This is a genomic window from Neobacillus niacini (assembly GCF_031457145.1).
Classification (GTDB): domain Bacteria; phylum Bacillota; class Bacilli; order Bacillales; family Cytobacillaceae; genus Neobacillus; species Neobacillus niacini_J.
This window is the reverse complement of record NZ_JAVDVZ010000012.1, coordinates 119,695-133,516: the sequence shown is the minus strand read 5'-3', so window position 1 is coordinate 133,516 and position 13,822 is coordinate 119,695. Positions and strand designations below refer to the sequence as shown.

General features: G+C 36.6%; 9 protein-coding genes. 6 read left to right on the top strand and 3 right to left on the bottom strand.

Annotation, left to right across the window (positions count from 1 at the left end; translation table 11 throughout):
• Positions 1–2: 2 nt before the first annotated feature.
• The 4 genes from J2Y03_RS22610 (at position 3) to yidA (ending at position 5,226) form a co-directional block, all read left to right on the top strand.
• Positions 3–968 carry a nucleoside hydrolase gene (locus J2Y03_RS22610; protein ID WP_310198598.1) on the top strand — a complete coding sequence of 322 codons (966 nt, stop codon included), beginning with the start codon at positions 3–5 and terminating at the stop codon, positions 966–968.
• Positions 969–1,098: 130 nt separating this feature from the next.
• On the top strand, positions 1,099–2,511 hold the full coding sequence (locus J2Y03_RS22605) for an MFS transporter (RefSeq protein WP_310198595.1): 1,413 nt from the start codon (positions 1,099–1,101) through the stop codon (positions 2,509–2,511).
• A gap of 165 nt (positions 2,512–2,676) precedes the next feature.
• Positions 2,677–3,375, top strand: a complete 699-nt coding sequence (locus tag J2Y03_RS22600) for an SDR family oxidoreductase (RefSeq protein WP_310198591.1) — start codon at positions 2,677–2,679, stop codon at positions 3,373–3,375.
• Positions 3,376–4,413: 1,038 nt separating this feature from the next.
• On the top strand, positions 4,414–5,226 hold the full coding sequence (gene yidA, locus J2Y03_RS22595; RefSeq protein ID WP_310198588.1) for a sugar-phosphatase: 813 nt from the start codon (positions 4,414–4,416) through the stop codon (positions 5,224–5,226).
• A gap of 142 nt (positions 5,227–5,368) precedes the next feature.
• Here yidA and J2Y03_RS22590 read toward each other — a convergent pair whose 3' ends face one another.
• Positions 5,369–6,541: a hypothetical protein gene (locus tag J2Y03_RS22590; protein ID WP_310198585.1), complete on the bottom strand. Its 1,173-nt coding sequence runs from the start codon at positions 6,539–6,541 to the stop codon at positions 5,369–5,371.
• Between the two features lie 479 nt (positions 6,542–7,020).
• On the opposite strand from J2Y03_RS22590, the gene J2Y03_RS22585 reads away from it, so the two are divergent.
• On the top strand, positions 7,021–8,238 hold the full coding sequence (locus tag J2Y03_RS22585) for a HAMP domain-containing sensor histidine kinase (protein WP_310198584.1): 1,218 nt from the start codon (positions 7,021–7,023) through the stop codon (positions 8,236–8,238).
• A 1,426-nt stretch (positions 8,239–9,664) separates the two neighbouring features.
• Positions 9,665–10,834 carry a solute carrier family 23 protein gene (locus J2Y03_RS22580; protein WP_310198581.1) on the top strand — a complete coding sequence of 390 codons (1,170 nt, stop codon included), beginning with the start codon at positions 9,665–9,667 and terminating at the stop codon, positions 10,832–10,834.
• Positions 10,835–11,234: 400 nt separating this feature from the next.
• On the opposite strand, the gene J2Y03_RS22575 is transcribed toward J2Y03_RS22580, so the two are convergent.
• Positions 11,235–11,855 (bottom strand): DUF2238 domain-containing protein, encoded by a 621-nt coding sequence (locus J2Y03_RS22575; protein ID WP_310198580.1) that lies wholly within the window; start codon positions 11,853–11,855, stop codon positions 11,235–11,237.
• A gap of 682 nt (positions 11,856–12,537) precedes the next feature.
• On the bottom strand, positions 12,538–13,395 hold the full coding sequence (locus J2Y03_RS22570; protein WP_132097483.1) for a DUF2935 domain-containing protein: 858 nt from the start codon (positions 13,393–13,395) through the stop codon (positions 12,538–12,540).
• Between the last annotated feature and the right edge of the window lie 427 nt (positions 13,396–13,822).

Genomic DNA, 13,822 nt, shown 5'->3' with positions numbered 1-13,822 from the left:
TTATGATTAAGATGATTTTGGATCTAGATACAGGGATAGATGATGCAATGGCCCTAGCTTATGCTATCGGGACTAAAGAGGCTGAGTTAATTGGTGTTACAGGAACATTTGGGAATGTATATACAGAAGTAGGCGTACAAAATGTGCTAAATATCCTGAATATGTGCAATGAAAATGGAATTCCGGTTTTTGCTGGGGCAACACATGCAATGGATCAAAATCATTTTGATAGATTAGAAGTTAGTGCACGTATCCATGGAGATAATGGTGTAGGACAAGTTGCGATCGAAACATCCCCGAGGGAAATAGAAACAAAAAGTGCGGTTGATTTTCTGATTGAATCTGTAAAGAAATATGGCAAGGAATTAGTAATTGTCCCTACCGGACCTTTGACAAACCTTGCTTTGGCTCTTAAAAAAGCTCCGGAAATTAAGGACATAATGGGCAGAGTTGTGCTTATGGGAGGGGCCTTAACAATACCAGGCAATGTAAATCAATATACAGAAGCTAATATTTCACAAGATCCAGAGGCGGCCAAATATGTTTTTGAAAGTGGTATCGATGTTACGATGGTTGGCTTAGATGTAACGACGCGCTCTCTATTAACGAAGGCTGATACACAAATCTGGAGAGAGACTGGAAGCGTGGCAGGAAAGACATATGCAGATATGGTAGATTACTATATCTCTCAACATTTTGAAGTCGAAGGCTGCTATCTCCACGATCCGTCTGCTGCAATAAACGCTGTTCATCCGGAATATTTTACTATGCTGCCAATGCATATGACTGTCATTACTGAGGGAGAAGCAGAGGGAAGAACAATAGGAGATCCGAAAAAATTAAGAGATCCTAACCCAAATGTAAAAGTTTGTATTGGAGTAGATTCACCATATCTAGTAAAAGAATTAAATGAAACTTTATTGTCTCTATTTCAAACAGTTAAAGTGAAGGAATTTAGTGGGAATTAATAAAAAATATGCTAGATATGAAAATATGATTCGTATTTCATATCTGATTTTTTAAACAATTGTAACCGTTTTATCTGCAATAGTATTCATATTTTTATATTCTTGGTAGAAATGGAAGGGGTTTTATATCATGGGACAAGCAGCAGTAGCGAAACAACTGCAGAAGGAAAGTCAAGTATCGTATAAAGGTAGCCGTCTTGTGAGTTTAGTAGTAACACTGATTTTGTGCGTTTTAGCTTTCCAATTGAATGCGAGTATGCTCACACCATCGCTTCCAAACATCGCAAAGTCGATGAATGTTAGTGTTGATCTTGTATCGAATGTGTCATCTTTATTTTTCCTAGCAAGCTCAATCGGCGGCGTTGCACTTAGTCGCTGGGGTGACTTTATCGGCCGAAGACATGCCTTAGTCATCGTTCTTCTTTCACTGGCAGTAGGAACAATCCTGTGTATCTTTGCACCAAATCTTACAGTTCTGTTACTCGGCCGCGTGCTTCAAGGGGCTTCAGGTGCTACATTTCAGATAGCTTATGTAATCTTAAGAGAGAAGCTAAATGCTAAGACATTCGGAGTTGTTCTTGGTATCCTCACAGCTGTAAACGGAGGAGTCGGAGGCTTTGATGGTTACCTTGGCGGTGTGCTCAGTGACAAGTATGGTTTCCGTTCAATCTTCGTTGTCATCTTCGTGGTGGTCCTTATCACAATAGCGTGTGTTATGCGCTTTGTTCCAAAAGAAAAGGGATCTGTAACAACTGGTAAGATGGACTGGTGGGGTACAGCGGCACTTTCTGTTGGATTAATTTTCTTAACATACTTCGTAGCTCAAGGTTCTTCGGCTGGTTGGTTTGCGCCTATCACGCTTATCTTTCTTTTAGGTATGTTTGTCTCATTTATTGCCTTCTGGTACATTGAGAAGAAAAGTGAGAGCCCAATGATTGCGGTACAACATCTTCGTTCGCGTCAGGTTTGGCCAGTGGTTGCTTCCACTTTGCTCGCTCTAACTGGTGTCTTTGCCGTTATCAACTTCACTATTGTCCTGCTTAGTCAGGATCAGAAAGCTGGATTCGGACTTGACGCTGCTATGTCAGGATTGCTATTTCTAACGCCAGCTGCTTTAATTGGTATTTTTTCTGCTCCGTTATCTGGTTGGCTTGCAGGTAAATTGGGATGGATTCGTATGTTGCGAATTGGTATTCTCGTTTCCATTGCAGTCCTAATTGTTATCGCTTTATTTTCGGAAAGCAAGTGGATCGTATTCGCTGCGGTTGCTGTATTAGGTATTACCTACAACGGATTGATTCTTACCACTATTAATGGACTGGGAGTTCTTCTTTCACCGGATGATGCACCATCAGCGTTACCAGGAATTAACGGGGCCGCATTCGGCGTAGGGGCAGGATTAGGTATTGGGTTAGTGGCTCCGTTTGCCGCTCAAGGATCTTTAACCGGATATACCACAGCCTTGTGGATCTCGATTACCATCACCATCCTAGCATTCGTTACGAGCCTGTTTATCGCTCCAAAGAAGGGGCAAAAGATTTAAATTTGGTTTTAATTAGATTAAAATATATGGACAAGAATTGTTGCCCGCATATTAGTTAAATAACATTCAAACTAGTGTAAACGTCAACATATAATCTTGTCCATTTACGTTAATATGAAAATTGTAAAATTGATTGATAGAAAATATAGATAGGAGGCAATTGTGATGGTCAAAAAAAATGTTGTCATTACTGGAGCAGGAAGCGGACTAGGTGCTTCATTAGCAAAAAAATATTCCGGTTTAGGTTTCCGTATATGTTTACTTGGTAGAACTCGCGAAAGACTGCAGCGAACAGCAGACATGTTAACAAATGACTATTCCATATACGAATTGGATGTCTCAAAAAAGAATGAGGTAACTGAAGTTTTTCAATCGATAAAAGCAGAAGTTGGACCAATTGATATATTAATCAACAATGCGGGTATCGGTGTATTCGACCTTGCCGAAAACATAAATGAAGATGCTGTTCACCAAATGATTGATATCAATTTGAAAGGGACAATATTTTGTACACAAGCGGTCTTGCCAGATATGAAAGATCGAAATGAGGGAATTATTTCTAATATCGTGTCAACTGCGGGACTGGAAGGAAAAGTTACTGAAAGCGTCTATTGTGCCAGCAAATTTGGGGTACGCGGCTTCTCCGATAGCCTATTCCTAGAACTGCAAGATTCACAAGTTAAAATCTATGCGGCATACATGGGTGGGATGAAAACGGAATTTTGGGATGGAATCTACCAAAAGGATGAAATCAAGGATTTGATGGATCCGGATGACATCGCAGATATAATTATGGACAATATGAAACCAAGAAAGAACCTTTCTGTCAAAGAGGTTGTTATTAAAAATCATAGGGGTTCCTAAAACCATGGGGACGGTTCTGATGCTGGGTGGTACCATTCATCCGCAAAGCAACAAAGACTAATACTAAAAAATATAAAGCAACAGCCTAACTAGTAGGCACAAAAAGACGATTCGTTCCCCGCGAATCGTCTTTTTAATTCGTATTATAGGTGGAAAGTGAGTATCGCAGATATTATTGAATTAACGCAGATATACATCAGATCGGAGGGACGGTTCTTAACTGGTTCTGTTACCTGTCACTAAAGTCCAAAATGTATATTAAAATGACCATTAAATTGTATTTGAATTTGATGGTCATTTTTTATTGATATAACGCAAAAAATTATAAAGATAGGCGTGAAACTGTAGTCCAATTTGTATATCAAAATGTAAGATTACAGAGATTTCTGTTACCTTGCAAATTGGACTGCAAAATGCTGTGTTTTTTATTTACAAAACCACGTTTTTCTTTGTCCTTGGCCCTGTTTTTATTGATTGGTGATTTTCGTGTAGGTATGAGAATTCATAGGCGGAGAATTTCCGGCTAATGGATAAAGAGGAAGCAGAAGAAGCAGATATAAGCGGAGAAATTCCGGTTAACTGCTCTAAATAAGCTAAAAATCAAAGATTTTGATCATATAAGCGGAAAACTCCGCTTATTTTTAAGGGAATAAGCGTATTTCCCAATTTAAACGGAATTTTTCCGGTTATTTTTCAAACACAGTGAAATCACCATTCAGTTGTATAACAAAGCCTTGGCCATAAAATGCATTATACAATTTCATTAGGTGGCACCTTGTAATATTTTTTCATAACAAAAAGCCCTGCATTTTGCAGGACAAAATGTATAACAAATATAAGGACATTTTTAAACGCATTTTTATAAAAAGTGACAGGGAACAGAACCCGTTAGACGGTTCTGTTGGCTTTTTGTAATCGGGGTAAGCAGTTAACGGTAATTGAACCATGAGAACCGAACCGTCCCTGTGGCTTTTTGGCTTTTCTTCTTATAGTATAGTACTATGCGCTTTATTCACAACTAGAGCAGGAGGACAAGAATTGTATAAATTAGTGGCAATAGATATTGATGGAACGCTGATGAATGATCGGAAAGAAATAACTAAAGAAGTAAATGAGGCCATTCAAGCTGCTAAAGCAAAAGGTGTGAAGGTGGTAATATGTACCGGTAGGCCCATCGTTGGGGTTCAATCAATTATTGAGGAATTAAAATTAAACGACGAAGATGACTATGTGATTACCTTTAATGGTGCTCTTGTGCAAAATACGTACACACATGAAGTAGAATCCCAAATTACCTTAGCCTATGAAAACTTAAAAGAACTATACGAATTAAGCCTAAAGCTCCATTCACCGCTCCAGTTCTTTGATACAGAAAATCTGTATACACCGAATCGAGAGATAAGCAAATACACCGTTCATGAAGCCCATATCAATCAAGTTCCTATCCATTATCGGCCAATGGATGAAGTACCAACGGACATGCTTATTCCGAAGGTAATGTTTATTGATGAACCGGAACGTTTGGAAACGACCATTGCAAACATCCCTGAATCATTTTGGGATAAATATACGTTTGTTAAAAGTACTCCGTTCTTTTTAGAAATCCTTGACCCACGTGTCAGCAAAGGAAATGCAGTCAAACTACTTGCCGAGAAACTTTCGATTAAACAGGAAGAGGTCATAGCAATCGGGGATGGCGAAAATGATCTAAGTATGGTTGAGTATGCCGGCTGTGGAGTGGCAATGGGCAATGCAGTATCTGTTGTAAAAGAAGTGGCTCAGTTCCATACATTGTCCAATAATGAAAATGGAGTAGCCTATGCTATTGAAAAATTGGTACTAAATAATTAACTAAAATGCGGTGGAATTGTGGGTAAGACCCCCATTCCACCGCATTTTAGTTATCGAAAATATTGGAACAAGATTAATTCGCCAAGAGGAATTTTACCATCGACATGATTTTTCCTAGCATGCAGGTAAAAGTTCTTTGGTTCTATTCCTGCAATTCTGGTGGAACTTCATACAACACCTCGCTGGTGTCCGCAAACATCAACTTATTGCTATTAGAAGATTCTAGGTGATAGATAAACACTTTACGATTTTGATACGTTGTTTCTTTTACTAGTTTCACGTTTATATCAAATTGTTTTTCATACGTTTCGATTTCTTTCCATGTTAGCTGGAGTGGTTCTTGGTTAGAGTCTACATATTCCCAGTCATCCAACACCCATTTACCATTTTCTTGGATGACCGTAAAATAAACCGTATTTCCTCCGTTACCCAAATCATTCATAATATCAATCGACGAAGCGACCATTTTTTTAATGGTGTTCTCGTGAATGGTAAATCGTACGTCATATTCAACAGATGGGAAAAAAGGTGCATCACACTGGCAATAATATTCTTGTGACAGTTCTTTTAATTCCCCATCGGTTAAGCTCTTAGAAGCAAATTTAATGAGCTCTGGACGCAAAAGGGAGAAATCCGCTTTGGTTGCTGTGTTTGCCCAATTGTATTTCTCTCCTGCTTCCCGAAAAGTCATCATCACTCCTTCCATAAGCGAACGAACAATTTCTTTTACTTCTTCTTTTGGTACGGCTTTGACCACTCCTTCGATCTTTACTACCACCTCGGCGGTATGTTTATTATCGTATTCGACCGTAATGGTAACAGTATCTTCTAGCGGTTCTTTTGGAATTGTAACGTAGGCTTTGTATTCGTTTTCCGCCTTTATTTTAATCGTTGGTTCATTTTTCTTCTCCGTTATGGTTCCTGAAACTGGTGCTGCCTTTCTAATACTTACCTCTGCGCTTTGTGAGTCAGATGAGTGCAATTCTAATTTTTTATAATTTTCATCTCCGACTAATAAACTCTTTTCCAACTCGGTTGCATCATGTAAATTCACATATTTGCCCAGAATCTCTAATTCAATCATTTCTCCAGGTTTGGCTGTTAGATTTTCAGGTGATATCACAATCTCTTTTAGTTCGTAGTAATTATTTTCTTCTGAAAGAAGGGTTTCTTGACTTTTTGAATCGGTTGTCGTTACGGGCTCGGCTGTTTTGTGAGGTTTATCATCTGCAAAATAGGTATACCCAAAATAGCCCGCAGCACCAAAAAATAAAAGAGAAAGTAAGATTAAAATGCTGACTTTTACTTTGCTCATATACTCCCTCCAAAATTATAAATTAAAAATATGCAAAAAAAAACACCCCTTATTTGAATAATTAAAAGCTATTACTATAGGTATGCTAATACTATCAAGGTGGTTCATTCTATAATTCAATTTTTATTAAAAAATGGTAAAATTTTTAACATTACCGTAGTAAGTTTCCTTCGATTCGTTTGAAACATCTAATCATTTACCATTCTTAATATATATGTAGTTATTTATTTTTTATTAATTAGCTTTGTTAAATTTCATTGTTGATTATTAGTAAAACGAAATAAAAGGTTGATGAAAGACAAATCAGGGGAGTTCCCAGTGAGAAATAGTTCAATGATCAATACCTACCACATTTTGGGCGATACCAAACCGTTATCGAACCATGAGAACCGTCCCCGCGGATACGTAGCATTCCCCTATATATCTATAAATGGTATATTTTATAGTGTGCATTTCAGATTATAACAAAAGGGGTTTGTATGAAGAAGAATTCGATTACATTTAATAAAAAAATATATTATATTATCGTGTGGATAATAATAGCCATTATGATATCTGGATTGTTAATTGATAACCCGCGATTTGGTGAATCCGGAGTTGTTTACATATCCCACAGTATACTGGTTTTCATACTGTCTGTATGTTTACTGCTATATCCTAAGAATGGTACTGATATTCTAAGATTGACCATCATCATTGTCGCATCTGTTTACTTTTATGCACTTTTCCTTTTTTATCCAGAGACGTGGTCTACCTTTATTTTTCTATGTTTTATTCCAGCACTTTCAATCTTATTTTTTGATTCAAGGCTTTTTTACTTTTCCTTGTTATTAAACGCTATATTAATCACGATTATATTTGGATATATTATGTTGATAGATCGAGGACTGCAATATCCCTATATAGAAGAGGATTTAATAGGAAATTTCATTAACTTTATTGCGAGTCAAATCATTATCTATTTTATTTTTTATTTAACGAATGGACGAATTAAAAAACAACAAATCTATTACGAACAAATACAACATTCTGAGCGATTAAAGACAACCGGCCAGCTTGCAGCGGCTGTTGCGCATGAAATTAGAAATCCTCTGACCGTTGTGAAAGGATTTTTGCAGCTATTTGAGCAAGACTCTTCCTTTAGCGATGAGCGAAAAGGACATTTTACTTTAATGATTGATGAATTAAATACGGCTGAACAGGTTATTTCGCAATTCTTATCGATTGCTAAGCCAGATAAAGAGAATGTAACTGAAAATGTCGATGTAAATACTGTTCTTCAGAGTGTAACAGATTTGCTTCATTCATATGGACTACTACATGATAATCGGATTGAATTAAAAGTAACCGGGGATTGTACGATCTCAGCTAACACCATAGAGTTTAAACAATTACTCATAAATATTATAAAAAATGCCATTGAAGCTTCCACTATTGGTGACCTAGTTCTTGTGACCGCCGGAAGGGAAAAGGGATTTGTTGTCATTCAAGTAATTGATCATGGACGAGGAATGTCAGAAGCAGAAGTAGCATCTTTGGGTACTCCTTTTTATTCTTTAAAAAGTAAAGGAACAGGATTAGGGATGATGATATGCTTTAACATCGTTGAAAAATTTAAAGGCACGATTGACATCCATTCCTCTATAGGTCATGGAACTACAGTCACGATACGGTTTCCATTTTCCAATCCTTCATAGTATTCATTTTGTGAATACTTTAATCAGAGGGTTAAAGAGAAGCGGTATGAAAGTAACTGGTTCTGTTACCTGTCACAAAAGTCCAAAATGTATATTAAAATGACCATTAAATTGTATTTGAATTTGATGGTCATTTTTTATTGATATAACGTGAAAAATTATAAAAATAGGCGTGAAACTGTAGTCCAATTTGTATATCAAAATGTAAGATTACAGAGATTTCTGTACCTTGCAAATTGGACTGCAAAATGCTGTGTTTTTTATTTACAAAACCACGTTTTTCTTTGTCCTTAGCCCTGTTATTATTGATTGTTGATTTTCGTGTAGGTATGAGAATTCATAGGCGGAGAATTTCCGGCTAATGGATAAAGAGGAAGCAGAAGAAGCAGATATAAGCGGAGAAATTCCGGTTAACTGCTCTAAATAAGCTAAAAATCAAAGATTTGGATCATATTAGCGGAAAAACTCCGCTTATTTTTAAGGGAATAAGGGTATTTCCCAATTTAAACGGAATTTTTCCGGTTATTTTTCAAACACAGTGAAATCAACATTCAGTTGTATAACAAAGCCTTGGCCATAAAATACATTAGGTGGCACTTTGTACTATTTTTTCATAAAAGCCCTGCATTTTGCAGGACAAAATGTATAACAAATATAAGGACATTTTTAAACGCATTTTTATAAAAAGTGACAGGTAACAGAACCCGTTAGTATGAAAGGCTGGCTTTATCTAGGAGTAAAGGGTAAATCAAAACAAAAACCCCCATTACCTGCTTGTACCATATGGCACCTTTTTCAAGCAGAATTTTTTTATTCATCATTGTTATCATGGCTTCGCAGTATTTCTAATCAATTGATTAGTTACCATCACTTTTATAATGTTGAGGTTTCATATTGAGCTTTAGGGCCATTTTTAGTTTAATAAATGATCAAATATCTCCTCATTTTCAATGCCTAACCTAAATAGTACAAAGATACATAAGGCTATATTTAATAGCATATTATTTAATTGTCGTAGCATTATCTTGTTAGTGATGGGGGGGTCGTACGTGTTGTTTGATTGTCATCTATTGAAAGGAGGACATTAATGAAAATCAAAGAATTTTTTACAATGCTATTACGAAAGGTATGTTAATTGGTGTATTAGTAATGGCTTTATTCTTTGAAGTTAAAAACGTCCTGGCAGAAAACGACACATGCAACTAACATCAACCCACCCTTAATTGTTGGGTTGATTGATGTCTAGAAGAATTAATTCAGCCCTAAATCATGAAGATTGTAAAAATCTCTTATTCTCATTTTGGTCGAGAAGCTATTCACAAGACACACTCTTCCTTTTTAGGAGGGTTACAGTTGAGGTACGAAAAAAACAACTGATCAAATAGAAAAATAGGTAATAAGGAACTATTAAAGGGGGGAAACACGATTGAAAAATTTTTTAAGCGCACTACCGTTATCATTACAACATTTGTTTGCGATGTTTGGTGCAACAGTTTTGGTGCCCGCACTCACCGGTCTTGATCCAGGAAGTGCACTTATTGCCAGTGGTGTAGGTACCTTGATTTTCCACCTTATTACACGCGGAAAGGTTCCTACTTATCTAGGTTCATCCTTTGCCTTTATTGCTCCACTTGCGTTATACGTGGGGAAGTTGAATTCACCGGGTCAAGCCGTCGCTGGACTTATCAGCGTATCCGTTGTTTATGCACTCGTATCACTTATCATAGCAACGGTTGGCTTTGATAAAGTGCGTAAGGCGATTCCACCGGTCGTCGTAGGGCCGGTTGTCAGTATTATCGGGCTTTCCTTGGCCACAACGGCTGTCACCAATATGGCATCGACAAACTGGGACGCTGCCATCGTAAGCCTTCTTGCAGCAATAATTGCGACGCTTGCTGGCACAAAGACGATCCGCCTCTTCCCAATCATCATCGGACTTTTAGTCGGGTATGTTTATTCCGCTGTGCAAGGCTATGTTGAATTTCAAAACATTGCCGATGCACCCATTTTCGCACTTCCGCATTTTGTGATGCCTGAGTTCACATGGGTTGTCATCCTTGGCATGGCACCGATTGCGCTTGTTACCATCATAGAAGACTTAGGTCATATGTTTGTATTAAACGAGATCACTGGAAAAGACGTCACAAAAAATCCTGGCTTCGGGCGTATTCTTGTGGGTAATGGTCTTGCCACCCTTTTCTCCGGATTCATTGGAGGACCGGCGCAAACCACTTATGCTGAAAACCTTGGGGTTTTAGCCATCACACGACAGTTTTCCAGTAGGATTATTCAAGGCGCTGCTGTTCTTTCGATTCTTCTTGGCTTGTTCGGTAAAGTTGGAGCTGTTATCCAGTCCATTCCAGTTGCAGTGATGGGCGGTATATGTATCCTGTTGTTTGGAATGATTGCTGCAATGGGAATCCGTCACCTCATTGAGGAAAAGGTGAGTCTGGCTAATATGAAAAATTTGGTCATTGTCGCGATTATCTTCATCATCGGAGTTGGATATGCTCATAATGGTATCGCCTACGCTACCATTGCTGGATTGCTCATCCATTGGCTCGTACCAAATTTTACGACAAAGAACGAAAGTTAAAATGAAAAAGTCATTCCAAACTTGCAGCGGAATGGCTTTTTAATACCGGTGCCTGTGGTAGGGGACGCACCACTGTTTATACGAAATTAAAAACGAATCCACTTTATTAAAAATAAGTTATTGTAACTGATAACTCATTTTTAAAAGGAAGCACTAAATCATTATTTTAGTAGCTTCCTTTTTCGTTTCGAGTGCGCCCTGATCTAGATTGTATAAATATTTAATATATTGCATAATTATTCACCAAGTGTTATTATAATAATAGTTTAAATTCTTCTGAGTTTAGACCTCCTATATTGGACTTAGCCTAGACCACTAAGTTCATCTTTGGCCTTTGATTTTATAAATCAAAGGTATTTTTTGTTTGGATATTGTTATAAACAGTCGCTTTCACAACTTATTATCTATATTTTTCCAATGATTGATAAAGGATCTTTATGAATAAAAGCGAAAGAATCGAACCGACTAGTAAAAGTGCCATATCCTTCTGGGAGTCCCATATGTCTCCTTGCATGCCTAAAAAATCTTTTGTGGCTTTCCCTTCTTTCCCTATTTTTGTACTTACCCACTCAATGATTTCGTAGAGAGCCCCGATTGCTAGTGTTATACATACAGCAATAAAATTTGTCGTTTTACTTTTTAATAAAGCTGTTTTCCTTAATAATATCTCTATTACAACTATAACCATAAGCCCCTTAAGAAAATGTCCAAACCGATCATAATTGTTTCTTTGTAAATCAAAGTAATCTTTGATCCATGTAAAGAGAGGAACTTTGGAATAAGAATAATGCCCTCCTATAAACGTTAAAATGACAAGAAGGGTAATAATGACATAGGAAACAGTGGTAAGGCGAAACCGATTGTATGTTGATATCAAGAATATTAAAACTACTACTGAAGGTAGCGTCTCCATCAACAAAACCCTATAACCTTCCTCAGGTTTAATTAGGGACCAAATAAGAACAAGCATAACAACAAATAACAAGAAAAAATGGATCGAACTTCCTTTTTTACGTGGCACTCAAATCACTCCATCAGAAAACAAGATGTACTTAGTATTTGCTAAACATTTAAAAAGTATAGAAATAAAATTGTAAAACCTGATGTAGATAACGGAGAGCAGTATCATAAGTTAATGAGATACGAATGTTGAAAAATAAACAAAAAAAGTGCTATTAATCATAGCACTCTAAAAGTTTTTCTCGATGATAATTTGCCAACTTTAATATTTTTTGTTTTAAGCTAGTATCTAAGCAATCATTATAAAGTTGGTAAAAGTAATTATAACGCAATTTATGATATTGTTTAATCAGCTGTTCTTTCACTCTCTCACCTCAAAAAAAGACTATGTACATAGTATCGGTAAATAAAAAAGAAAGTTTAGTGAATAGTTTAAATTAATTAAAAATCCCGAGACCGTGGGGACGGTTCTGATGGCTTTTTAATTGGCGGTATTGGGAAAGAGAGATGGACCCCTACAACTAACAAAAATGTTTTTTGAAAAAGAAAAACCGAAAATATGCATGAAATGAATGAAAATATGCATATTTTCGACTTATTAATAATTTTAGATAATAACTAGAGCAACCTATAGTTTAAGTACAAATCCTCAATCAAACGTAAAAACGATGTTATACATAGTGGAATACTAACTACTGATAAAGAGTTCATGCTTAGTTTCTAACGTTATATAAAAGAGGTCCTTAATATGAATTTTTAGGTTGTGGGCTACCGGCAGTAAGATGGGCATCAAACATATCAATGATTTCAAGGAACCTGTCGGCTTCCCGAAAAACATGGTCTGCTAATAGTGGATGAATGATACTCTTAATTTTACATTCCTCAATTAAATCACGTGCAGTCTTCTTAAAGTCACGAAGGGATGAGACCGATACACGGTTTTGGTCCAAAAATTGATCCAAAAGAGGAATTGTTTGAGATTGTGGTTTCATCGAGTCCAAATCTCTGGCTTGGTACAATAATTGATCGAAATCATTACTAAACTCACGTGCAGTATCAATTAATTTTCTTTCGGATGGATCCAGCAAATGACCAATAAATTTAGCATGATCAGCCATAATCCTTAAGAAGAAGACATTTTCTTTAATAATGGCGTCTGGAAGGGCATCCAATTTGCCTTCATTTAATTGAATTAGTCGTTTTCTAAAGTAATTAGCTTCCCTACTTGTATGATCAACTAGCAGTGGAAAATTATTGGCTCCCGGCAACTGACATGTAATAATTAAGCCTAATATTTTCCGTTTAAATACATATATATTTGAAGCAGCTTGTTGTACTTCTGAATTAAATCTTCTAATTTGTTCTGGATCCGTTTGATTAGTTAATGAATGTGCGACTTGTTCGATGCGTTCAAATGTTCGGTAAAATTGATTAGCCTCTTGAATTAGTTGAGTATCCTCTGCTCTAAAACCCAATCGAAGAAATAAAGAATGTTCTTTCATGATCCTAGCCCAAAAACGTATTTCATTTAAAGAGCGCTCAACAAACAATCCAGATGTCACACCAGTATCAGCATGTAACATGTGTTCATCTCCGTTCATTCTTAAAACCCCCCCCTTAATAATGCAATTGTTCTAATCTTATTAACAAAGTCATTTAAATATACCTAGAACCAAAGTTCAGTTTTTAATATAAACCTTTTCCGTCGTTCTTCCTGGGTCGATGTCAAAAATTTTCATTTGGAGAATCGTAATAAAAAACCGCGCCAATCCTCGACTATAAATTTTCTTGAAATGAAGCCAAAGTTCGTTTATTAAAAGGGCTCGTAACGCTTTTAATCAATCGTTTGTGTAATGACGATAAAATGTGAATGCTGTCAATGGTTGTTGATTTATCGGGGAATTACTCTTTTTATTAGAGTAGCAGCTGTATTCGAGCTTAATTGCTTCCTACTCCGACAAGCTTTTTGGAGGAAAATCTCTTAAACTCCTTTATTAGCAAGAATAAACTCATTTTTAATTAAACGTT

Coding starts and splice junctions, on each gene's coding strand:
- J2Y03_RS22610 (WP_310198598.1), top strand. CDS start 3: ATGATTAAGATGATTTTGGATCTAGATACAGGGATAGATGATGCAATG.
- J2Y03_RS22605 (WP_310198595.1), top strand. CDS start 1,099: ATGGGACAAGCAGCAGTAGCGAAACAACTGCAGAAGGAAAGTCAAGTA.
- J2Y03_RS22600 (WP_310198591.1), top strand. CDS start 2,677: ATGGTCAAAAAAAATGTTGTCATTACTGGAGCAGGAAGCGGACTAGGT.
- J2Y03_RS22590 (WP_310198585.1), bottom strand. CDS start 6,541: ATGAGCAAAGTAAAAGTCAGCATTTTAATCTTACTTTCTCTTTTATTT.
- J2Y03_RS22585 (WP_310198584.1), top strand. CDS start 7,021: ATGAAGAAGAATTCGATTACATTTAATAAAAAAATATATTATATTATC.
- J2Y03_RS22570 (WP_132097483.1), bottom strand. CDS start 13,395: ATGAACGGAGATGAACACATGTTACATGCTGATACTGGTGTGACATCT.